The organism is Schaalia sp. Marseille-Q2122 (genome assembly GCF_903645355.1).
Taxonomy (GTDB): domain Bacteria; phylum Actinomycetota; class Actinomycetes; order Actinomycetales; family Actinomycetaceae; genus Pauljensenia.
Window position 1 is genome coordinate 1 of record NZ_CAHJXR010000005.1, and the last position, 22,759, is coordinate 22,759.

A 22,759-nucleotide genomic window follows, 5' to 3' on the forward strand; every position below is an offset into this window, starting at 1 on the left:
GGGGAAAGAGCCTCTCACCTTCTTTCCCGCCACTTTGACAGGCTCTCAGATGAAAATGTGTCCTACGGCATCATTCGAAGTTCACGACGGCAAGATTCTTGCGTCCCTTGCGGATCAACACCAGGCCACCAGGCAGCAGATCTGCCTCAGAAATTGGGGCATCCTCATCCTCAACCTTGACGTTATTGAGGTAGGCGCCGCCCGATGCCACCGTGCGGCGCGCAGCGCCACGCCCCTTCTCAAGGCCAGTCGCCTCAAGAGCGTCAACAATGGTGGACTCCCCCAAGGTCAGGGTTGCGCGAGGAAGATCGGCGGTTGCCGATACAAGGGTCGCGCCATCAACCTCACGCAGATCAGCGCCACCCCACAGGGCCTGGGTAGCAGCCTGCACACGGGCCAGTTCATCAGCCCCATGAACAAGCTCGGTCACGCGAGCAGCCAGCTCCTTCTGCGCAGCACGCTGATGGGGACGCTCAGCGACCTCAACCTCAAGCTCCTCAATACGAGCCCGATCCAGGAAGGTGAAGATCTTGAGGAAGCGGATAACATCCTCGTCAGCGACCTGCAGCCAGAACTGGTAGAAGGCGTAGGGAGTCATCAGCTCAGGATCAAGCCAAATAGCGCCGCCCTCAGACTTGCCGAACTTGGTGCCATCAGCCTTCGTGATGATCGGGGTCGTCATCACGTGAGTGGAAGCGCCCTCAACCTTATGGATCAGGTCAACGCCGCCGACCATATTGCCCCACTGGTCATTGCCACCCGTTTCCAGGGTGCAGCCGTAGCGTCGGAAAAGCTCCAGGTAGTCATTCGCTTGCAGCACCTGGTAGCTGAACTCCGTGTAGGAGATACCCTCATCGGAAGCCAGGCGGCGTGCAACGATGTCCTTATTGAGCATGGTGCCCACACGGAAGTACTTGCCGACGGTACGCAGCAAGTCAATAGCGGACATGGGACCGGTCCAGTCCAGGTTATTCACCATGACAGCCGCGTTCTCACCCTCGAAGCTGAGGAAACGAGCAATCTGATCCTTAAGACGCTGACTCCATTCGGCGACGACCTCAGTGGAGTTGAGGACGCGCTCGCCCGACTGACGGGGATCGCCAATCTGACCGGTAGCCCCACCCACCAGCGCCAAAGGACGGTGGCCAGCCAGCTGCAGGTGACGCATGACAAGGACCTGCACAAGGTGACCATGATGCAAAGAAGCCGCTGTCGGATCGAAACCGCAATAGAAGGTGACGGGCCCCGAAGCCAGGTGGGCGCGCAGCGCCTCAAGGTCGGTGTGCTGGGCCAACAGGCCGCGCCACTGGAGTTCGTCCAGAATGTCCGTCACGATACGGTCCTTCACAGTCATGCCCTTCATACAGGGCGGGTTTCTCTCATGCCTACCAGCGTAGGCCTCGTCCAGTCTAGCCAGGCACGAGGCGAAGCGTCACGTAGCGCGCCAAAAACCGCAGCACCCTGGAACTAGCGCTGAGCCCACTCCCGAGCGCGAGCAAGCTGCGCGCTAGCCTCGTCCAACTGTTCGGCAACACGCACCGGCGCAGTACCACCACGAGCATTGCGGGCGTTGACAGAGCCCTCCACGCTCAGCACCTCACGCACAGCGGGGGTCAGGGCAGACGAGGCCTGCGCGAACTCCTCATCGCTCAGATCCCACAGTTCCACTCCCCTACCTTCGGCAATGCGCACGCAAGCGCCAGAGATCTCGTGCGCCTCACGGAAAGGCACGCCCCGACGTACCAGCCATTCAGCAATGTCAGTCGCCAAAGAGAATCCCTGCGGCGCCAACGCCTCCATCCGTTCGTAATTGACACGCATCGTCGCAATCATGCCCGACACCGCCGGAAGCAGAACACCGAGAGTATCGATCTGATCGAAAACAGGTTCCTTGTCCTCTTGAAGGTCGCGGTCATAAGCCAAAGGGATGCCCTTGAGCATGGTCAGCAGGGACATAAGGTCACCCACCAGACGCCCAGCCTTACCGCGCCCCAGCTCAGCCACATCAGGGTTCTTCTTCTGAGGCATAATCGACGATCCCGTCGAGAAAGCGTCATCAAGGGTGATGTAGTCGAACTCCTTGGTGTTCCAAATGACGATCTCTTCGCACAGGCGAGAGATATCCACACCAATCATCGCCATAATGAAGGCGAACTCGGCCGCAATATCACGCGAGGCCGTACCATCAATAGAATTTGCCACCGAAGAACTAAAGCCCAATTCCTCGGCAATAGCCTGCGGGTTCATGCCCAGGGTGTTGCCCGCCAAGGCCCCCGAACCATAAGGAGACTCGCTGGCGCGGCGATCCCAGTCACGTAGACGATCCAGGTCTCGCAGCAGCGGCCACGCATGGGCAGCCAGATGGTGAGCGATGAGCACGGGCTGAGCATGCTGCAGATGAGTACGCCCCGGCATCACACGGGTCCCCGCAGCGCGGGCCTGCTCCAACAGCGCATCGATCACATCAGCGACAAGGCCGCTCAGATAACGCGCCTCGTCACGCAGATAGATGCGGATCAGGGTCGCAATCTGGTCATTGCGGGAGCGCCCCGCGCGCAGCTTACCGCCGACCTGCGTGCCCACACGCTCAATAAGTCCGCGCTCAAGGGCGGAGTGAACATCCTCGTCATCCGGAGCTGGCTGGAAGGTGCCACTGGCAATATCGGCCGACAGACTGTCGAGGCCGGAGAGCATGGTGGCCAATTCCTCGTCGCTCAGCAGTCCCGCCACATGGAGGGCACGAGCGTGGGCCCGTGACCCCCGAATATCAGCCTGGGCGAGACGCCAGTCAAAATGGGTCGATACCGACAGCGCGGCAAGGGCGGCCGAAGGGCCACCGGTGAAACGGCCACCCCACAGTCCTGAAGCGGCGGGAACAGTGGCTGGAGATGCAGAGGCTGATTCAGTCATGCCACCATCATGCCTTTTTCGGCGCGCAAGGGGTTAGTTGGGCGGCGGCCTCGTCCGCAATATGAACCCGTGGGCGACCTGCAGCTCAGATGGGGGCGATGCCTCCCCCCATCCAGACTTATTGCCTCAGACGCTCGGAGACAACTCGCGCTCAAGGGCGCGCAGCTTCGTGCCACTGGCTTCCACGCCACGGATATCACGATCAGCTGCACCCCACGCGGGGGACGGCACTGTGCGATACAGGCTCAGCCACGTTGCCAACGCAACGAAAAGCACCCAATTGCCCTCCGACAGCAGACGCGACTCCGTCAGCGACTGGACAATCAACGCCACCGCCACGGTGAATGCCCACAAGCCCGTCAGATCGCCGGCAATTGCACGCACCGCCGCCTTGCCGACACCGTAGAGCACCCACACGACGGCGAGAATCACCAGAAGAGCACCAATAATGCCTGTTTGAAAGAGGGCTTCAATGTAGGCGTTATGCGCCTGCATCGTCGGAGTGCCATCAGGACGAATCACAAGGGTGCGGAACATAGGAATCCACGGTGCCCAGTACATGATCCACCCCCACCCCAGGATCGGTCGCTCCGACCACAGGGCCAGCAGGCGTTCCCAGATGACGCCGCGCCCTGTCAGATCCGAGCTGCGGCCCAGCAGGGCAAAAATGGCATCAGCATAGATCACTGCAAGCAACATGAACGCTAGGGCAACGACCCCGACGCCCCGTAGCACGTGGCGCCGCTGAGCGCTGGGGACCGAACGCAAAGACAGGCCAACAGCGACAACGATGAGACATGCAACTAGGCAGACCATGACCGTTGCCGAACGAGTCAAGGCCAGCGTCCCGACGCTCAAGCCCACCCACAGGGCAGTGCGCTGCCAGGAGGAGCGCTGCTGAAGCTGCTGGAAGAGGATGCAGAGCAGCAAGAGTGCAGCGCCGAAAGCCAGGGGATTTCGGTTGGCGAAAACCCCTTGAATGGGGCCGCCTTCGAGGAGCAGGCCGTGGATCCAATAGTAGGAGTCAGGGATGTGCTCCCAGTTGCGCATGTACAGGGGTGCGAGGCGTTCCTGGAGGATGACAGCGACATAGACCTCCAAAAGGAGGCTCAGGCCGATCATCCATTGTAAAGAGCGCGTGAGGATGTCGAGCAGTTGGCGCGGCGGGAACGCGATGGCCACAAGCACCCCCGCGAGGCTGGTCGCGCTCATCAAGGCGCTGGCCATCACCGTTTCAAGCGGGTAAAAGGACCACAGCACACTCAGGGAGGACCACAGGAGGAAGGCGGCGATAGTCGTGGGAATGCGCCGAAGGGTCAGCACACGGCCAGCCGCAGCGAATTGGAAAGCAAAGATAAGGCAGGACAGGGCGGCAAGAATACCGAAGGGCTTCCAGCCGATGACATTGCGGACGCCCTGGCCTGCAAAGGTGATGTAGAAGACCCACACGCCCATGGCTGGAAGCGTTCGATTGGCAATGGACGAGGCCTTCGCGCTGAGGCTCTGCCAAATACGGTGCCATTCGCTGGAGGTCAGGAGGGTAACGATTTCACCCAAGGTGTGGAAGGACTGACGCACGGTACCACGCTGGGTGCTCAAACCTCGCGCGGGTACGTGGACCTCCGCTACAGAACGAAGCGACGAGGGCATATTCACGTCTTCTCCTTACACTCAAACGTCGGTGCTTCCGAGGTCTGAGGCGCAGGAGTATGGCCAGCAGCCGACGGAAGCTGCATTGCCATGCCGGGTTACACCGTAGCGGCAATACACTAGAGCGCACAGGACGGAGGAAGGCGAAGTAGGACACACATGAGGTCCGCGACATGATAAAAGCTCGGTGGCCTCCACCATTGAGGGGAGGCCACCGAGCATGACGGAGACAGCGCATATCAGAGCTTGAGTGCGTGGTGCAGCTGCAAGTCGAAAGTGTCAGTTCTCGAGGCTCAAATCTCCAGTGCCGAAGTCAATGCCGCGGCCGAAGCGCACATCCCGTGCTGCTGCGAGCTTGGACGTCAGGCCGTAGATTTCGATGAAGCCACGGGAGTGGGACTGATCAAAGGTGTCGCCACTTTCATAGGTGGCGAGGTTGAAGTCGTACAGGGAGGTCTCGGAGCGGCGCCCGGTGACGACGGCACGTCCTCCATGCAGGGTCATGCGGATATCACCGGTGACGTACTGCTGGGTGTAGTCGATGAAGGTGTCCATGCCCTTCTTCAGGGGTGAGAACCACTGTGCTTCGTAGACGAGCTCGCTCCATCGCTGTTCCATGGTCCGCTTGTAGCGGTGCAGCTCACGCTCCAAGGTGACGCTTTCCAGTTCCGCATGCGCAGTGATCAGGGCAATAGCGCCGGGTGCTTCGTAGATTTCACGGGATTTGATGCCAACGAGGCGGTCCTCGACCATGTCGATGCGGCCGATCCCCTGAGCGCCAGCGCGTCGGTTGAGCTCTTGGATGGCTTCCAGGGGCGTGACGGGGCGGCCATCAATAGCAACAGGGAGGCCTTCCTTGAAGGAGATAACGACCTCGTCAGGCAACGGCGGATAGGTGGGGTCGTCGGTGTAGGTGTAGACGTCCTTAGTGGGGGCGTTCCAGATGTCTTCAAGGTAGCCCGTTTCGATGGCACGTCCCCACACGTTCTGATCAATGGAGAAGGGGTTGTGCTTCGTGGTTTCAATAGGCAGGCTATGGCGTTCGGCGTAGTCGATGGCGACGTCGCGGGTCAGCGCGAGGTCGCGCACGGGGGCGATGCAGTCAAGGTCAGGGGCCATTGAGGTGATGGAGACTTCGAAGCGCACCTGATCATTGCCCTTGCCGGTGCAGCCGTGAGCAACCGTGGTGGCGCCGAATTGGCGGGCTGCGCGAACGAGATGCTTGGTAATGACGGGGCGAGAGAGTGCGGACACGAGGGGGTACTTGCCTTCGTAGAGGGCGTTCGCCTTCAGTGCGGGCATGCAGTATTCCTCGGCGAATTCGTCGCGAGCGTCCGCAATGTAGGCCTCCACGGCGCCGCAATCGAGGGCGCGTTGGCGGATGACTTCGAGGTCTTCGCCTCCCTGGCCAACGTCAACCGCCACCGCAACAACTTCACGGCCAGTCTGTTCTTGGATCCAGCCAATGGCCACGGAGGTGTCAAGGCCACCGGAGTAGGCCAGGACGATGCGATCTTTATGGAGCCCCATGTTGTGTCCTTTGTGTTGTGTGCGTATCAGTCGCCTGCAGCTGCAAGCGCCATCAGGTGGTTTTGGGTCTGCGCGGCGCCTTCGTCGCTTCGGCAGATGATGAGCAGGGTGTCGTCGCCAGCAATCGTGCCGGCAACCTGTTCCATACGGGAAGCGTCAATCGCTGAGCCGAGGAGGTTTGCCGCCCCTACCGGTGTACGAAGGACGAGCTGGTTGCCTACCCTGTCGCTGGCGATGAGAAGTTCTTGGCACCAGCGGGCGAGCTTGGTGTGTGATGCTTCGACTTCGTGGGTGGCGCTGCCGTCAATGTCGGGGACGGAGTAGATTTGGTGCCCGTCTTTGCTGCGGACCTTCGTTGCGCGTAGGTCCATGAGGTCGCGTGAGAGTGTTGCCTGCGTGGTCTCTATTCCTCGTTTAGCGAGGAGGCTCTTGAGCTGTTCTTGGGAACTAATGGTGTGCTCTGCAAGGAGTTCACGGATCAGACCGTGGCGCGCTGCGCGGGTAGTGGGGATGACGGGATCCACCATCAAGCACTCCTTTATGTGGCTGCTCCCGGGCTATGAGAATGCTGCGGTCGCAGAGTCAGCAAGAACAGAATGAATAATAATACGCTAGTTCGCATAAGGCGAATCAGTTGGCGAAAGTCACTTCCACAGCGAAAAGGTGCCCTCATGTCACCGACATGAGGGCACCTTCAGAGGCTTAGGCGCTCACCAGAGCGCGCCGACTTAAGCACTCAGCGAAGAAACGATGCCATCAGCCCACGCATTAACGGCATCCCAATCACGAAAATCGCCCTCAACAGCGCCAGCCAGACGGCCAATAGAACGCTCACGCAGATTCAGAAGCTCAGGCTTGTACCGCCCCGGGAAAGCACGATGGTCTTCAGCGCGTACACGCAGCAGCACAGGACCAATACGGGAAGGATCCTGAGGGGCATGCTTGGGCACACCTGCCATACCGACAGAGAAGGCCCAGAAGGGACGATCCGTCAGCTCACTTTCAAAGCGGGCGACAAAGTCCTGAGCCGATGACATCCACTGCGTCATGTACACGGCCGACCCACAGACGACAGCATCAAAATCATCAATGGATGTCACGTCTTCCGGGGCCTGACGGACGACATCATGTCCGGCATCACCGATACGCTGAGCAATGCGGTCAGCAATTTCTCCAGTTGCACCATGCTTCGATGCAGCAGTAACCAGGATTCGCATGGATATATCCTCCCATGTGTTTCACCCCAGCAAGGGGTCAAAAGCCCTGAACAGTCAGGAGCTTCACACCTTGCTGGGGTGATGAGTTGAGCACTTAGCCGCGCAAAGATGCGCCCAGGAGCTTGGATGCCTTGGCGACAATGTCCTCGCGGACCTTTGCCGTTTCCTCAGCGGTCAGCGTGTGATCGCCCCGCAAACGCAATGCAAAAGCCAGGGAACGGAAGCCCCCCTCGACCTGGTCGCCTTCGTAGATATCGAAGAGTGACACATCCTCAGCCAAGGCGCCAGCAGCCTGACGCACGACCTGCTCCACGCGGGCCACCGGAATATCCGAGGGCACCACCAGGGCAACATCTTCCTTCGCCACCGGATAGGTGGACACAGGCTTGACCTGCAGAGCTGAGGTCGCCATCGCAGCGATCAGGGCATCGAGATCACATTCAAAGGCCACTGAACGTGCAGGAAGACCAAAGGCCTTGCACGCTGCGGGCAGCAGCTCACCAGCCATCGCAACGTCGATCAGGTCACGACCCGCGCGCACAAAAATACGGGCAACACGGCCAGGATGCCAGGGAGCAACCTCAGCAGGCTCGGTCGCAGGGCTGGGCACCGGAGCACCCTTCACGGCCGGAGGAGCCGGATCCCACGCGCGAGTGACCTCAACGCGAACCCCCAGGGCAGAGGCGATACGACGCACTGCCTCGACAGCGTCGGCCCAGTCCACCTGTCGCTGGGCGCCAAGAACACCCGGCAGAGTCGCGGCGCCAGCCATGACACCACCCACATGCCAAGGCTGAGCGGGAGTGCCCGCACTCAAAGCAGAGATGACCTCGACAGACGGACGCTGCTCGGCTGAGGGCAGTTCAGCGGCAACCGTACCCGCAGGGCGAGCCACCTTCGCCACCTCAAAGACCGACACGGCAGGCATACCACGCGCCACATTACGCCCCGCAACATCAAGCAAGGTGTCAAGAACCGAGGTGCGCAGCAAAGGTGCATCATCAGCCAGGGGGTTACGAAGGCGCAGAGCCTGGCGGCGCGGGTCGGCCTCGCCCATGCCCTGACGATCGAAGGAATCCGACACGAAGGGGTAGCACTCGACCTCAACCATGCCCGCCTGCACCAGCGTCTCAGCTGCCCAGCGGCGAGCCTTCTGAACCAAGGTCAGGCCGCGACCCGCAGGAGCCATCGGCAGGAGCGAGGGAATATTGTCGTAACCGTCCAGGCGGGCGATCTCCTCAACAAGGTGAGCAGGGCCAACCAGGTCAGGACGCCAGCTCGGCACGCGCACCTGCCAGGAGGCGTCCGAATCGGCCCCCTCGACAACGCAGCCAATCGTCTCCAGCAGTTCACGCTGACGTGCAGGCTCGTGCGCAACACCGGTCAAACGCTCAGCCTCACCCAAGGGGTAGGTGATGACCGTTGCGGCAGGCAGTTCGTTGTAGTCAAAGATGGCTTCGTCAGCAGTGCCACCGCCGTACTCAACCAGCAGCTCCACGGCGCGCTGGGCGGCAACCGTAGGCAGCAGCGGATCGGTGCCGCGCTCAAAACGCTTCGCGGCTTCAGAATGCAGACGGTGACGACGTGAGGAACGCGCGATCGACACCGAATCAAAGTGAGCGGCCTCCAGGAGCACGTCAACGGTGGAGTCCTCCACCTCCGAGTAGCGCCCACCCATGACGCCAGCGATACCGATAATGCGGCTGCCCTCACCATCAGGCGAGTCCGTGATGAGCAGATCCTGCTCATCAAGCACGCGCTCAGCCTCATCCAGGGTCGTCAGGGTCTCCCCCGTCCTCGCGCGCCGCACAACAATCGGGGCCGCAACGGCCGCCAAATCGTAGGCGTGCATGGGCTGGCCGAGGTCAAGCATCACGTAATTCGTGATGTCCACAGCCAGGGACACCGAACGCATACCCGCCATCTCTAGGCGTTCCACCATCCACCGCGGGGTGGGAGCTGTGGGGTTAATGCCGCGCACAATACGTGTGACGAAACGATCGCAGCCGACGCGGCCACGGATGGGGGCCTCGTCCTTCACGGTGACAGGGAAGCCCGCAGCATTGGCGGCAGGCAGGTCCGAACGCAGGCCCGGATCGCGGAAAGCAGCACCCGTGGAGTGAGAGTATTCGCGGGCAACCCCACGCATCGAGAAGCAGTAGCCGCGGTCGGGCGTGACGTTGATTTCCAGGACCTCTTCACCCAGGCCAAGGAAGGAAATAACATCCGTGCCGGGGGCGGGAATCTCACGGTCAGGGAACATCTTTGTCAAGACGATAATGCCATCGTGGTCCTCACCCAGGCCCAACTCACGCTGAGAGCAGATCATGCCGTCAGACACATGACCGTAGGTCTTACGCGCGGCAATCGGGAAAGGGCCCGGTAGAACGGCGCCGGGCAAAGAGACGACAACGAGGTCACCCTCGACGAAGTTATGCGCACCGCAGATAATGCCGCGGCTTGGCAGGTCGGAGGGTTCCTTACCGGTGCCGGGAGCGTCGTTGTGCTCACCAACATCCACGCGGCAGTAGTTAATGAGCTTGCCGTTGGATTGTTCTTCCTTCACCAAGGTCAACACCTTGCCCACCACGAGGGGGCCGGTGACGCGAGCAGGGTGAATGGTCTCTTCTTCCAGGCCCACGCGCACGAGGGCGGCAGCCAAGGCTTCAGCATCAGTGCCGGGGACGACGTCAACGTGGTCGGCCAGCCAGCTCAGGGGAATCATCGGCATATCAGGCTCCCTTTCCATTCAGGCCGAACTGCGTGGAGAAACGCACGTCGCCCTCGACAATGTCATGCATGTCAGCAATGCCATGGCGCAGCATGAGCGTACGCTCAATGCCCATACCGAAGGCGAAGCCCGTGTATTCCTCGGGGTCGATACCGTTGGCGCGCAAAACATTGGGGTTGACCATGCCGCAGCCGCCCCATTCGATCCAACCAGGGCCGCCCTTCTTCTGCGGGAACCACAGATCCATTTCAGCGCTGGGCTCGGTGAAGGGGAAGAAGGAGGGGCGCAGACGAGTCTTCGCTTCGGGGCCGAACATCGCCTTAGCGAAGTGGTCGAGGACACCCTTGAGGTGAGCCATGGTCAGGCCCTTATCCACTGCCAGACCTTCGATCTGGTGGAAGACCGGGGTGTGGGTGGCGTCGAGTGCATCCGAGCGGAACACCTTGCCGGGGCAGGCGATGTAGAGGGGCACGCCACGTTCCAGCATGGCGTGGGATTGGACGGGCGAGGTGTGCGTGCGCATTACCAAGCAGCCACCGTCCTGCGCATCGGCGCCGATCGAGGTGCCGTCGACGTAGAAGGTGTCCTGCATCTGGCGGGCGGGGTGGTCGATGTCGAAGTTGAGGGAGTCAAAGTTGAACCACTCGTGTTCGACCTCGGGGCCCTCGGCGATCTCCCAACCCATGGCGACAAAGAAGTCAGCAACCTCATCCATGAGAGTTTCAAGGGGGTGGCGCGCGCCCAGCGCCTCACGGCGGGTGGGGATGGTGACGTCGATTGCCTCGTCAATAAGCACCTGGGCGTCATGGGCCGCCTGCAAGACCTCACCACGGGCGGCGAGAGCCTCGTTAATGCGGCCGCGAGCGCCGCCGAGGTTCTTGCCCGCTGCGCCGCGATCTTGCGGGGCGAGAGAGCCGATGGTGCGGTTGGCCGCGACCAGCGGAGCATTGTCGCCCAGGACGGCACTGCGGACGGCCTTGAGGGCGTCCATGCTGTCGGCTGCAGCGATGTCAGCCAGTGCGTGTTCGACGAGGGAGCCTACTGCGGCTTCGTCGAGCGGGTTGAGGTCAGTGGCGGTGTCGGCCATGTCCTGCTTCCTCGATCGGGGATATAGATGACAGGTATGCGCTCCTGTGCCGTTCCGGGCGGAGCGGCGAGCGCATGCACAGCTTCCCATGATAGTGCCCTGCGTTGAGCATGTAATCCTTGTCTTGCCGTGACGTTGGTAGCGGGGAGTACCCGATTGTCGCTACGCTCCGTGACCTGTGGTGTCACGGTTAAACTGTCTATGAGCGGCCGGCGTACACCATGTCTTTCTGATGTGTGGAAATCCCGGCCTCATGTGAAGGAGCCTTTCATGTCCTCAGCGCAGTATCTTCAGCCTGACGCGTCCACTCAGGCTGCAGCAGCGCCTCGTCCGAAGCGCGTTCGCCTACACCATCTGGCGGCGGCGAAGGCGGAGGGCAGGAAGCTCACCATGTTGACGGCCTATGACGCTCTGACCGCTCACATTTTTGATGAGGCTGGCGTAGACATGCTGCTCGTGGGTGACTCGGTGGGCAATGTTATGCTCGGCTACCCCTCGACTCTGCCGGTCACCGTGGAGGACATGGTTCACCACGTTGCGGCCGTATCGCGAGGCACCTCGCGGGCGCTGATCGTTGGCGACATGCCCTTTGGGTCCTACGAGGCTGACGCGCGCGAGGGTTACGCCAATGCCGTGCGTCTGATGAAGGCTGGGGCTCACGCGGTCAAACTTGAAGGTGGCGCTGCCCGCGTGGAAGCCATTCGTGTGCTCACTGCCGGAGCTATTCCTGTCATGGGTCACCTGGGCTACACTCCCCAGTCTGAGCATGCCTTGGGGGGCCCTCGGATGCAGGGACGCGGTGACCAGCGCGCCCGGATGTTGGCAGACGCCCTCGCCCTTCAAGAGGCTGGCGTTTTTGCCTTGGTCCTAGAGATGGTGCCAGCAGATATTGCCGCCGAGATCACGCAGGCCCTTGACATTCCCACGATTGGTATTGGCGCTGGCCCTCACACCGATGGGCAAGTACTCGTATGGTCGGATATGGCGGGGATGACCGAGTGGACACCGCGTTTCGTTCGCCGTTTCGCTGAACTGGGGCAGGCCTTGAAGGAGGCTGCTGCAGACTACATTGCCAGCGTTGAAGATGGGTCGTTTCCCTCCGAAGACCACTACCACGCGCATTAAAAGCGCAGGGTGCTACACATCAAGATCCCCTACCCGGGGTGTGGCATACCACCGTGACAAACGCCTTTCGAAGAGTGTTCCTTGATCCTCACAGGTTTAGGCTAGGGGCATGACTTCTTTGGACACTCTTGCACGACGCGCACCCCTGGGAACCCTCACTCCTGGCGTTCTCTCCCCCATGCGGGAGGTTCCGGCACATATCGAACGCCCCGAGTACATGTTCCACGACGGGCCTGAGGTTGTCACCGCAGGAGACGTCAAGTCCCCCGAAGTGATCGAGAAGATCGCCCGCGCAGGCAAGATCGCCGCCGACGCCCTCGCCCTCGTCGGAGAGGCCGTCAAACCCGGCGTCACCACCGATGAGCTCGACCGCATCGGTCACGAATACCTCATCTCTCAGGGAGCATACCCCTCATGCCTGGGCTACATGGGCTTCCCCAAATCCCTGTGCACTTCCATCAACGAAGTCATCTGCCACGGCATCCCTGACAATCGCCCCCTCGAAGAAGGCGACATCCTCAACGTCGATATCACCGCCTACATCGACGGCGTACACGGCGACACCTGCACCATGTTCACTGTCGGCGAGGTCGACGAAGAATCCCAACTCCTCATTGACCGCACAAAGAACGCCATGATGCGCGGCATCAAAGCCATCGCACCCGGGCGTGAAATCAACGTCATCGGCCGCGTCATCGAGGCCTACGCCAAGCGCTTCGACTACGGCGTCGTGCGCGACTACACCGGCCACGGCGTCGGCGAAGCCTTCCACTCCGGGCTGATCGTTCCCCACTATGACGCTGCCCCCGCCCACAACACGATCATGGAAGTGGGTATGGTCTTCACTGTTGAACCCATGCTCACCCTGGGTACCATCGACTGGGAGCAGTGGGATGACGGCTGGACAGTGGTCACCGCAGACCGTGCACGCACCGCCCAGTTCGAGCACACCGTGGTTGTCACTGAAACTGGGGCACGGATTCTGACCCAGTCCTGAATCTGCATCCTCTGGTCCAACTTTACTTATCCAGCAAACCGTTGATACCATAGCTATTAAAGAGCCTGTAGGGTTCGCCAGGATCAGCTTGCGGTGCTGCCATCGCCTCCTTTTTGGATCAGCCCCTGGGAGCCCTAGAGGCTCTTTTCTTTAGTAGCTTTATTGTTCTGAAGTTTTATACATTCACACGGCCACCATTCTCGAGAGAATCCGTGGCCTCTAGGGATCATCATGAGCCCTCGGCATGCTGGGCAACAACTTCTTGGACCATCGCCCGAAGGGCAATGTTCCGTGCTGTATATCTGGTGCCATACTTCGAGGATGAAGCGCGGTTCAAGGATCTTAAATTCTCCGCTCGGCCACAGCGCTGCTTTCAAAAAGCCTCCGTACAGATCGGCAGCCTGACTCAATTTATATCGGTCCGCTGACACCCAATCAATCTTTGAAAGCAAGTCAAAGGGAATCTCAGGACATTGAGCTCTTTTAATCTGAAAGTACCGATGAGTGTCTGTATCGTCATGGCCACGAACTGAACCGAAATGAATAATGACCTGTCGAGGACCACCTTCCCAGTGATGTGCTGCAAAAAGCACTTTCCTTAACAGGCGGTAGGCTAAGTAGTTATAGAATGCAACACGATCCGCATCCAACCCGCCGGGTTTAAGACACCGCTTGTCGACCACGCCATAGATGACTCTCATTCCGGTAATCCCTGAAAGCTTTAAAGCCGCATGAACACGCCGCTCATGCGACTTGAGATGTTCCTTCCACGACATCGGCTTCCGATCAGGTACCCGAAACTCTGACCGTAGGGATTCAACAACACATTGAGCTTCAGCTTCATTCTCGGCTTCAACAACAACTGCAGCCATACCGAAAATCGGACTTGTTTGGCTCCCCTCGCGATATTGCCCGCGATCGCCAGTTTCATCCACATAAACATAGAGCGAGGGAAGCTTCTTCACCTCTTCGGGTGGCGAGAATTCTTCGTACTCTATCCGTGCCGACAGCCTCTCAACATGGAGAATATTGTCATTTAGATCGGTTCGAGGGAGCGTTTTCACTTCGCTTTTCGGCTGCATGATGTAGACGCCTCTATGAAGCACATCGGCCGATTCACCCTTCCCCATTTCCCCCTCCAATGTGAAGCAAGTTCAACAGCGCCTTGTCAGGATTCACACAAAGTCTAACGCCCGAAGGAGATTATGCGGGCTTGTTAGTCATAGCGGCGCTCAGAACGCACAGCGGTCACGGACAACTTGAGACATGCTCCTCCCGTTGTTCGGACCTCCTCCTCACCACAGGGCAGCGATCTGGGCTAATCTGTTTCTGATACGTCACTTGAGTGTGCAAAGGAGAAGCGCTCATGGCCTCCACCGCATGTGGAATTGATATTGGTGGCTCCGGCGTCAAGGCCGCTGTTGTCGACCTCGAAACCGGCGAGTTCACCACCGAACGCATCCGGATTGAAACCCCCAAGCCCGCAACCCCTGAAGCCGTTGCTGAAGTCTGCCGCACCCTGCTTGAGCAGCTCGAAGTCGGCTCTGACATCCCCGTCGGCGTGGCCGTCCCTGCGCCCGTCATCCACGGCGTTGTCCCCTTCATGGCCAACCTTGATCCGGCGTGGGCGGGTATCAACGTTGATGAGCTCATGGAAAAGCACCTGGGCCGCCCGGTTGTCACCCTCAATGACGCTGACGCGGCAGGCATTGCCGAGGTCGCCTACGGCGCTGCCAAGGACGTTGCGGGCACCGTTATTGTGACCACGCAGGGCACGGGTATCGGCTCGGCCATCATCGTTGACGGCGTCTTGGTTCCCAACACTGAGCTTGGTCACCTCGAAATCGACGGCCACGACGCCGAAAAGCGCGCTTCTGCCGGTCAAAAGACCCTGCAGGACCTGTCGTGGAAGAAGTGGGCCAAGCGCCTGCAGCGCTACTATTCGCATGTGGAAATGCTCTTCTCCCCAGACCTTTTCGTTGTTGGTGGCGGCGTGTCGAAGAAGCATGAGAAGTTCATGCCGCTGCTTGAGCTCAAGACCCCGATGGTTCCGGCTATCTTGTTCAACACGGCTGGGATTGTGGGAGCCGCCTACCATGCGGCGCGCAAGGCGCAGGGCTAAGGCCATGCTCTCCTGCTAAAGCCTCATTGAAAAGGTGGCGCCCCGCGTGGGGTGCCACCTTTTTGTGGGCGGATGAGTCAGCCGATACGCCGGGTTCTGTTCCCTTCGCCGTTGCCAGCAGCCGGGCGGCGACCATCTATCTAGGACCTACGTTGCCGTAGGCCTCAAGCAACCTACCCGCAGGCATCGGGCGGGCCGCCCTTAAACGCCTGCTGCTCGGTTTTGCTCCAGGTGGGGTTTACCTAGCTGGCACAGTCACCTGCACCACTGGTGGTCTCTTACACCACCCTTTCACCCTTACCTCCAGCCGAAGCTGGCGGCGGTCTACTTTCTGTTGCACTTGCCCGCGGGTCACCCCGGGTGGCCGTTAGCCACCACCTTGCCCTGCGGAGCCCGGACGTTCCTCGCGCGTTTTCACGCCCGCGGCCGCCTGGCTGACTCATCCGCCCACCTATTCTAGCCTGCGAGGTGCGGCTGACCTTGCCGCACTTTTCCTCTACTGTTGAGGTCATGCAGATTTGGCTCCCCCCGTCAGAAGGTAAGCGCACTCCCCTATCCGGCCCGCCCCTCGACTGGGCTGCCCTGTCATACCCGGAATTGACCGCCCACCGCCAGCGTGTGGCAGAAGCCTTGATGGCCCTAGGTACTGGCGAGGATGCCGCGGACATCCTTGGCTTGGGAGCAAAATCGCGTGCGGATCTGGAGCTCAACGCCGCGCTGCTCACCAACCCGTGTGCGGTGAGTGAAGAGGTATTTACCGGCGTGCTGTTCAACGCTGCGGACCTTCCTGCACTCGCTCAAGATGCTGATACTGCTGCGGCTACGCGGAGCGCGATCCGTATTTTTTCTGGGCTCTTTGGTGTGCTGCAGGTGGGTGATCTCATTCCCGACCACCGCCTGAGTATGGGCGTGAAGCTGCCCGGCATTGGCGGGCTTGCCGCCTCGTGGCGTGCTCATCTGGATGCTGCCTTGCAGGGGGACTATGACGGTGGCGTCATCCTCGATATGCGATCTGGCCCTTACCGCAATGCCTGCCCCGCGCCCTGGGCTACCATCTGGCAGGTGGGCGTGGTGCGTGAGGCTGGTGGGAAGCGATCGGTCGTGTCCCACGAGGCCAAGCAGTGGCGCGGTTTGCTCACCGGCTTCCTTGTGCGCATGGGATCCCTGCCCGCTGACGAGGCCGGCGCCGAGACTGCGCTTTCAGCGGCGACCTCGATGGCGCCGGTGCGCGACGCAAAAGGCGTGGAGCATCGCGTGACAGCCGTGGAGTTCTCTGAGCCTGCGGTAACGAAGAAGGGTGGCGTCACGCGCACGGTCACGCTGGTGACCAATTAGGTCGGGCGGCCCCCTCGTTCGTCGTAGTGGCCACAGCTCACAGGTAACGATTTAATGACAAACCCCGTTGGGAGAGGCGACGGGGCTTGTCGGCTTGGGCTTTGCTGTGGCAATCTTTCTGGCCGAGGAGTGATGACATTGCCGCAGAATAGTAGTAACGCTCGATAAGCGTTGAGAACCGCGACCGCACCCGCCCGTTGGTGATTGGTGCCCGTTGAAAACCGAACACTGAGTGCTGAGTATTGTGACAGCCTCGCATGCTCTTTTAGCCTCACCACAGTGGCTTCCTTTTCCTCAATCTTCCACGTCGGCGCACGGCCTTGTGCCCGTTGCATGCGCTGACTGACGCGTTTCCACCGCGCTGATCCCTTGTCGTTGTTGAGGGGATCGGAGTGCGTACACCATTGAGGAAGAAAAGCCCGGACACCATCATGTCCGCGCCAGGTTTGTCCACTTCTTACACGTCATGTGCGCGTTGCTCAGGAACGCATAGTTCCCCGCTCGCCTGCGGAAGGTTGCGCTGCTCGCCTCGCAAGGCGCAGCACACTCCCCCAGGTGTTGAGCTCCATTTTTTCGATGAAAGGACCGACATGTCCACGCATTTTCCCATGCCTCTTCCCGGCACGAGGGCCGACACTTTGTTGTGGGCGGACCCCTATGACATGGACGAGGCCACCCGCGCCCAGATCCGCATGATGAGCCGATCGCCATGGGTGGCGCACCTGCGCATCATGCCTGACGTTCACCTGGGCCACGGCGCTACGGTCGGATCGGTGATCGCCATGAAGTCAGCCGTGGCCCCCTCGGCTGTGGGGGTTGATATTGGCTGCGGCATGGCGGCTGTGCACACCAATCTGCGCCTTGAGGACCTACCCGATGACCTGCACGGCATCCGCAGTGCTTTCGAGGCGGTGGTTCCTCTGGGGCCACGCGGTCACTCACGTCAGGCCCCCGTCTTGCGCCACAACCTTGCCCTGCGCAATCACGCTGCCGCACTCTTTGCTGGTTTTCGTGACCTGCGCGCTGAAGGCGTTGACTCCGTAGAGGCCAAGATGATCGCTCAATGCGGCTCTTTGGGCGGAGGCAACCACTTTATTGAGCTGTGCTGTGACGAGGCGGGAGAGATCTGGCTGATGTTGCACTCGGGCTCACGTAATGTGGGCAAGGTGTTGGCCGAGTCCCACATGCGTCGCGCGCGTCATCTGGAGCACAATCTGCACCTTGAAGACCTGTCCTTTTCGGTCTTCATTGCGGGCACGCCCGAGATGGATGACTATATGCACGACCTGCATTGGGCCCAGGAGTATGCGCGTGTGAACCGTGCGATCATGATGGCTTCCATTAAGGATGCCCTTCGCGGAATCCTCCCTCAGGTTGCCTACGATCAAGACATCCAGTGCCACCACAACTATGTCGCGCAAGAGGAGCATGCCGGCGAGGAACTGATTGTCACCCGCAAGGGCGCGATCCGCGCGGGTAGCGGCGATTTGGGTTTGATTCCCGGCTCGATGGGCACGGGATCTTACGTCGTGCGTGGCCTGGGCAATGAGTTGTCCTTGTCGTCGGCGTCGCACGGCGCGGGGCGCCGCATGTCGCGAAGCGAGGCACGCCGCCGTTTCAGCACTCGCGACCTTGTCGCCCAGACGCAGGGCGTGGAGTGTCGGAAGGATGCTGGTGTGGTCGATGAGATCCCCGAGGCCTATAAGAACCTGGAGGATGTCATTGCCGCCCAGACGCAGCCCGACTCCCCTCTTGTCGAGGTCGTCGCCCGCTTGACCACCCTGGTGTGCGTCAAGGGGTAGAGCTCCTGCCTGCGGTGCCTTTCGCTGAAAAGGTGGTGTGGTGACTCAATCCTTTGAGTCACCACACCACCTTTTCATATGCCGATAGCGTGCCGATCGGATAGCCAGCGTGGCCCGGTAGTGCGGCCTGGTCAGCTCGTGCGCACCACAATCTGGTAGGTGTCTTCCGTCCAGTACAGTTCATCAGCGGGCGCAAGCCGCACGGCTTCAAGTTCTGCTGGTGACAGGTGTGCGCCGGGACTGACCACCACACCGTCGCGGACTTCAATAATGGCCAGCGCGCCGTTGCGTTGAACGGCGTAGTCGTATTCGCCGATCAATCCGGCGGGGAAGGTGGCGACCAGCGCTTCGCGCTCGGTCTGCAGCTGACGCATTTCCTGCTCAACCTCGCCCATGTCCTCGGTGAAGCGAGCCTTCGCTGCTTCCACGTCGGCGGCGATGGCGGTGGCCTCGTTGTGCATGGCGGTAAGGGCAGCGCGCGCGGCTTCGAGGCGTTCTTCGGCGGCGAGCTGGTCTTCTTCGAGGTCAGAGAGGCGTTCGGTCATGCGCGCAATCTCATGCTGCATGGGAGTAACGTCACGCAGGGGCACCTCGTTACGTTCGATACGACCCTGCTGGAGGGCTCGCCGAGAGGTAACCTTTTCAACGTCGGCCTCAATCTGGGCGACTTCACGCTCGCAGTCGGCGATGGCAGCGCTCTGGCCGACGGCAGCGCGGCGCAGATCGTCGGCGCGGCCGGCGAGTTCGCGCAGGATCTCATGCGTGGGGTGAGACTCGCGGGTGTGGCTCAGTGCGGAGGCTCGCTTGTCCAGTGTCGCCAGTTCCAGAAGGAGCAGCTGGTCCTTGGGTGCGAATGTCATGAGAGTCCTCCATGGGGTGCGCTGGTGGTTGTACGGCTGGGAATGATCTGGCGGTGGCTCGTCCAGGGTTCGGTGACAATGGTAGAGACTTCGACGCTGATCTCCACATTCGCCTCTTCTGCGGCTTGCCTGAGTTTGCTCGCCAGGCGCGGCAGCCACGGCCATTCGCTGGCCCAGTGGCTGGCGCACAGCAGGTAGGGGGCGCCGCCTTCAAGGTGTTCAGAGGCCGGATGGTGGCGCAGGTCAGCGGTCAGGTAGACGTCTGCGCCTTTGGCGCGCGCAGTGTCGAGGAAGTGGTCGCCAGCCCCTCCGGAGACTGCCACTGTCTCAATGCGCGCCTTTTCGTCGCCGCCAACCAGCAGCCCGGTGGGTCCTGCGGGAAGGACTTCGGCGACGAGGTCAGCGAATTCTCCGAAGGTCGTGGGGGTGACGCTACCGATGCGGCCCAGGCCGATGGGGCGGCCTTCCTCGTCAAATCCAGCGTGGTCAAGGGGTTCGGCGTCTTGCAGTCCAACGAGGTCGGCCAGGGCGTAGGCAACGCCGTCGTGGGCGACGTCAGCGTTGGTGTGGGCATTGAACAGGGCGATGTCGGCACGGATGAGGCGGGCGACTATGGAGCCCTTGGGGTCGCTTTCGGGCAGGAAGGAGGCTCCACGTAGGTAGAGCGGGTGGTGGGTGATGAGCATATCCGCACCGTCATTCACGGCCTCGTCAACGACGGCGCTGACGGGGTCAACGGCCAGGTGGATGCGTTCCACGATGCGGGTGGGGTCGCCCAGGATCAGACCGACCTTGTCCCAACTTTCAGCGGTTGATGCCGGGTACCAGTGTTCCATGAGCGTCATGACGTCTGCGACTGTCCATTTTTCTGCCATGGGTCTAAGGATATCGCCCGCGAGGCGTGCTGGAAGGGCTTAGTGCCGCCCGGTCTGGCGAGGCAGGCGCAGCGTGGCGAGCACGCCAATGAGGATGATTCCCGCCGCAACACCGATGGTTTGGCGTGCGGCGGTGGTGGAGACCGCGCGGATCTGGGTGGCGATGGCCTCGCGGGCGGCCTCGTCCATGCGGGTCATCGCTTCTGCTGCCTGCGCGGGCGCTCCAGCTGCGGAGGCTGCTTCCGGACTTTCGACGGCGCGCAGGACATTACCCAGGCTGGGGGCGATGCTTTGCTCGATGGCGACGGTTGCCTCGCGGGGCAGGGTGTCAATATCGCTGAGGCTGCCTTGAGCTCCCGCATCGAGGGTGGCGACGAAGAGCGTTGAAGCGAGGGCGATACCCATGGCGGTGCCGACTTGTCGGACGGTGGATTGGGCAGCCGAGGCCACCCCAGATTGGGCGAGGGGTACGTCTGCAAGGATCACGGATGTGAGCTGTGCGGAGGCAAGCCCGAGGCCCAGACCGTAGATCGCTAGGAGGGCAGCGATGTGCCAGGGCGCGGATTCTGGGCTGAGGAGGAGCGCTGTGAGTGCCAGCCCCAGGGCTTCGAGGCCAAGGCCAAGGGTTGCCACGCGGGAGGGGCCGATTTTTTGTGCGAGGGGCGCGGCCATTCCACCGGAGAGGAAAGCGCCGGCTGCCATTGCGGTGAGGATCCACCCGGCTTGCATGGCGCTCAGGCCCATGACGTTTTGCAGGTGGAGGGGCAGGACGAAGAGGAGGCCAAATTCGCCCATGGCGACGACCATTGCGGCGATATTTCCCCAGCTGAAGGACCGGTAGTGGAAGAGAGTGAGGTCGAAGAGGACGGGTTTGCCGTCGTGGCCTCGTTGCTGTTCGGTGCGCAGGAAGAGTGAGAGCAGGCCTGCGCCGAGGATGAGGGCGAGGAAGGCAGGAGAGAGGGCCCATCCGGAGGCGTCATTCTTGCCGACGAACCAGCCGTAGTCGCGGCCTTGGATGAGGCCAAAGACGAGGGCGGCCAGGCCCAGGCTGGAGGTGAGGAAGCCGGGGATGTCGGCGCCCGTTGGGCCGTGACCTTTAGTTTGGGGGACGAAGGCGAGTGCGCCTGCGATGAGGAGGATGCCAATGGGCAGGTTGATGGTGAAGATCCAGCTCCAGTGGAAGCTGGTGGTGATCCATCCGCCCAGGAGCGGGCCCACTGCGGCCATTCCGGCGATGACGGCTCCCCAGACGGCGAAGGCGATTCGCCGGTCGCGCCCGAAGAAGGTGGCGTTGACGGTGGAGAGGGTGCTGGGAAGGACGAGGGCGCCGCCGACGCCTTGGAGGGCGCGTGCGGCGAGCATGTCTGTCGCGCCTTGGGAGGCTGAGGCCATGAGTGAGGCAATGACGAAGATGACGATGCCGACGATCAGCGTGGTTTTACGGCCGTAGCGGTCGCCGAGGCGTCCGGAGATGATGAGGAGGGCAGAAAAGACGAGGGCGTAGATCGTGGTGACCCATGCTGCTTGTGCGGCGCTGAGGGACAGGGCTGCGATGATGACGGGCAGGGCGACGTTGATAATGGTGCCGTCAATGACGATGAGGGAGACGCTGAGCGCGAGGATACCCAGGGTCCACCATCGGTGCGTGTTCACTGGATTTTCGGGGGTGCGGGTCGTGGTCGCCTTCGAGGTGCCGCTGTCGTCTTGAAGGGTGAGGTCAAGGTGGGTGACGTCGGTGGGTGCTGCAAGGTGGGCGTTGGGGTGTTCGAGGACGGCGTCGACGATGTCGGCTGCTTCGTGAGTAAAGTCGCGGCGTGTTGTCACCTGTGTCCCACCATTCTTTTCTGACATGGTGTCAGAATATTGCGAGTTGACTACTTCCTCAACACTAAATGGTCTTAATAGTCAGATTGCCCCAGCATGTCACTTCCCCATCACATTAGCGAAAGAAAAACGACACACTGAGGCAATCCTTATGGAAAACGGGGTTCACACTACCAAGACACCCCTCCACAAAAGGTTTACTTTTCCTTCTTCAGGGCCACAAAGAGCGCACGGAAAAGCATGAAGAGGCCGACGGTCAAGGCAATGTGCCCCAGCCCCGCCACGCCAGCAAGCGCTGCCGAGTGCTCCATCTCCCACAGGGAACGCAGGCCTTGCACAAAGAGCATGACAACGGTGACCAGCAGGCCAATGTTCCACACAGCCAGGCACGGCTTGAAGAACTTCCAGTCCGAGAGGAGGAAGAGCTTTTCAAGGACGAGGAGCATGAGGGACATAAACATGCCGAGCACCAGGGTGTGGCTATGGACCAAGCCAAGGCTGCCTGGATCGGTGGTTGCGTGGCGGGTGAGCTCACGGAAACCAACGCCTGCAAGAAGCCCAAGGATTGCCCAGGACAGGGCAATGATGGCCAGGGTCTTCAGAACGCAGGGGCGGCAGGTGCGGGTTGCAACATCACAAGAGTTTTCTGACATGTAGTCACAATAGCCGGGTCTACGCCGCGTCGCTCCGCGAA

18 protein-coding genes and 1 other RNA gene are annotated in these 22,759 nt (G+C 61.0%); 5 read left to right on the forward strand and 14 right to left on the reverse strand.

Annotated elements, in window-relative coordinates; translation table 11 throughout:
• Positions 1-70 precede the first annotated feature (70 nt).
• The 8 genes from tyrS to pheS form a co-directional block, all read right to left on the reverse strand.
• Entirely contained in the window at positions 71-1,333 is a 1,263-nt protein-coding gene (gene tyrS / locus HWX48_RS06205; RefSeq protein ID WP_175955713.1) for a tyrosine--tRNA ligase, read from the reverse strand.
• A gap of 134 nt (positions 1,334-1,467) precedes the next feature.
• Positions 1,468-2,910 (reverse strand): argininosuccinate lyase, encoded by a 1,443-nt coding sequence (gene argH, locus HWX48_RS06210; RefSeq protein ID WP_175955715.1) that lies wholly within the window; start codon positions 2,908-2,910, stop codon positions 1,468-1,470.
• 126 nt (positions 2,911-3,036) lie between these two features.
• Positions 3,037-4,560 (reverse strand): O-antigen ligase, encoded by a 1,524-nt coding sequence (locus HWX48_RS06215; RefSeq protein WP_254873015.1) that lies wholly within the window; start codon positions 4,558-4,560, stop codon positions 3,037-3,039.
• A 279-nt stretch (positions 4,561-4,839) separates the two neighbouring features.
• Positions 4,840-6,090: an argininosuccinate synthase gene (locus HWX48_RS06220; protein WP_175955719.1), complete on the reverse strand. Its 1,251-nt coding sequence runs from the start codon at positions 6,088-6,090 to the stop codon at positions 4,840-4,842.
• 26 nt (positions 6,091-6,116) lie between these two features.
• A complete protein-coding gene (gene argR, locus HWX48_RS06225; protein ID WP_175955721.1) occupies positions 6,117-6,617 on the reverse strand; it encodes an arginine repressor in 501 nt (166 codons plus the stop codon).
• A 201-nt stretch (positions 6,618-6,818) separates the two neighbouring features.
• The gene (locus tag HWX48_RS06230) at positions 6,819-7,307 is read right to left on the reverse strand and encodes a flavodoxin domain-containing protein (RefSeq protein WP_175955724.1); all 489 of its coding nucleotides are present in this window, start codon (positions 7,305-7,307) and stop codon (positions 6,819-6,821) included.
• 94 nt (positions 7,308-7,401) lie between these two features.
• Entirely contained in the window at positions 7,402-10,038 is a 2,637-nt protein-coding gene (gene pheT, locus HWX48_RS06235; RefSeq protein WP_175955726.1) for a phenylalanine--tRNA ligase subunit beta, read from the reverse strand.
• 1 nt (position 10,039) lies between these two features.
• Entirely contained in the window at positions 10,040-11,125 is a 1,086-nt protein-coding gene (gene pheS, locus HWX48_RS06240) for a phenylalanine--tRNA ligase subunit alpha (RefSeq protein WP_175955728.1), read from the reverse strand.
• Positions 11,126-11,395: 270 nt separating this feature from the next.
• Here pheS and panB point away from each other — a divergent pair, with 270 nt between their 5' ends.
• Positions 11,396-12,250 (forward strand): 3-methyl-2-oxobutanoate hydroxymethyltransferase, encoded by an 855-nt coding sequence (panB, locus tag HWX48_RS06245; protein WP_175955730.1) that lies wholly within the window; start codon positions 11,396-11,398, stop codon positions 12,248-12,250.
• Positions 12,251-12,359: 109 nt separating this feature from the next.
• Entirely contained in the window at positions 12,360-13,247 is an 888-nt protein-coding gene (map, locus tag HWX48_RS06250; protein ID WP_175955732.1) for a type I methionyl aminopeptidase, read from the forward strand.
• 134 nt (positions 13,248-13,381) lie between these two features.
• On the opposite strand, the gene HWX48_RS06255 is transcribed toward map, so the two are convergent.
• On the reverse strand, positions 13,382-14,377 hold the full coding sequence (locus HWX48_RS06255) for a DUF3800 domain-containing protein (protein WP_175955734.1): 996 nt from the start codon (positions 14,375-14,377) through the stop codon (positions 13,382-13,384).
• 236 nt (positions 14,378-14,613) lie between these two features.
• Here HWX48_RS06255 and ppgK point away from each other — a divergent pair, with 236 nt between their 5' ends.
• On the forward strand, positions 14,614-15,369 hold the full coding sequence (ppgK, locus tag HWX48_RS06260) for a polyphosphate--glucose phosphotransferase (RefSeq protein WP_175955736.1): 756 nt from the start codon (positions 14,614-14,616) through the stop codon (positions 15,367-15,369).
• 69 nt (positions 15,370-15,438) lie between these two features.
• Here the strand turns inward: ppgK and rnpB are convergent.
• Positions 15,439-15,811: RNase P RNA component class A (rnpB, locus tag HWX48_RS06265), an RNA gene on the reverse strand.
• 38 nt (positions 15,812-15,849) lie between these two features.
• On the opposite strand from rnpB, the gene HWX48_RS06270 reads away from it, so the two are divergent.
• Complete coding sequence (locus HWX48_RS06270) at positions 15,850-16,704, forward strand: YaaA family protein (RefSeq protein ID WP_254872996.1); 855 nt, start codon at positions 15,850-15,852, stop codon at positions 16,702-16,704.
• A 590-nt stretch (positions 16,705-17,294) separates the two neighbouring features.
• Complete coding sequence (locus HWX48_RS06275; protein WP_175955738.1) at positions 17,295-18,506, forward strand: RtcB family protein; 1,212 nt, start codon at positions 17,295-17,297, stop codon at positions 18,504-18,506.
• Between the two features lie 131 nt (positions 18,507-18,637).
• Here HWX48_RS06275 and HWX48_RS06280 read toward each other — a convergent pair whose 3' ends face one another.
• The 4 genes from HWX48_RS06280 to HWX48_RS06295 form a co-directional block, all read right to left on the reverse strand.
• Entirely contained in the window at positions 18,638-19,366 is a 729-nt protein-coding gene (locus tag HWX48_RS06280) for a zinc ribbon domain-containing protein (protein WP_175955740.1), read from the reverse strand.
• A complete protein-coding gene (locus tag HWX48_RS06285; RefSeq protein ID WP_254872997.1) occupies positions 19,363-20,241 on the reverse strand; it encodes a Nif3-like dinuclear metal center hexameric protein in 879 nt (292 codons plus the stop codon). Before HWX48_RS06285 ends, HWX48_RS06280 begins: the two co-directional genes overlap by 4 nt.
• A 39-nt stretch (positions 20,242-20,280) precedes the next feature.
• Positions 20,281-22,065 (reverse strand): MFS transporter, encoded by a 1,785-nt coding sequence (locus tag HWX48_RS06290; protein WP_217701602.1) that lies wholly within the window; start codon positions 22,063-22,065, stop codon positions 20,281-20,283.
• A 197-nt stretch (positions 22,066-22,262) separates the two neighbouring features.
• Positions 22,263-22,718, reverse strand: coding sequence for a DUF2871 family protein (locus HWX48_RS06295; protein WP_175955744.1), 456 nt, complete (start codon positions 22,716-22,718; stop codon positions 22,263-22,265).
• Positions 22,719-22,759: the final 41 nt, after the last annotated feature.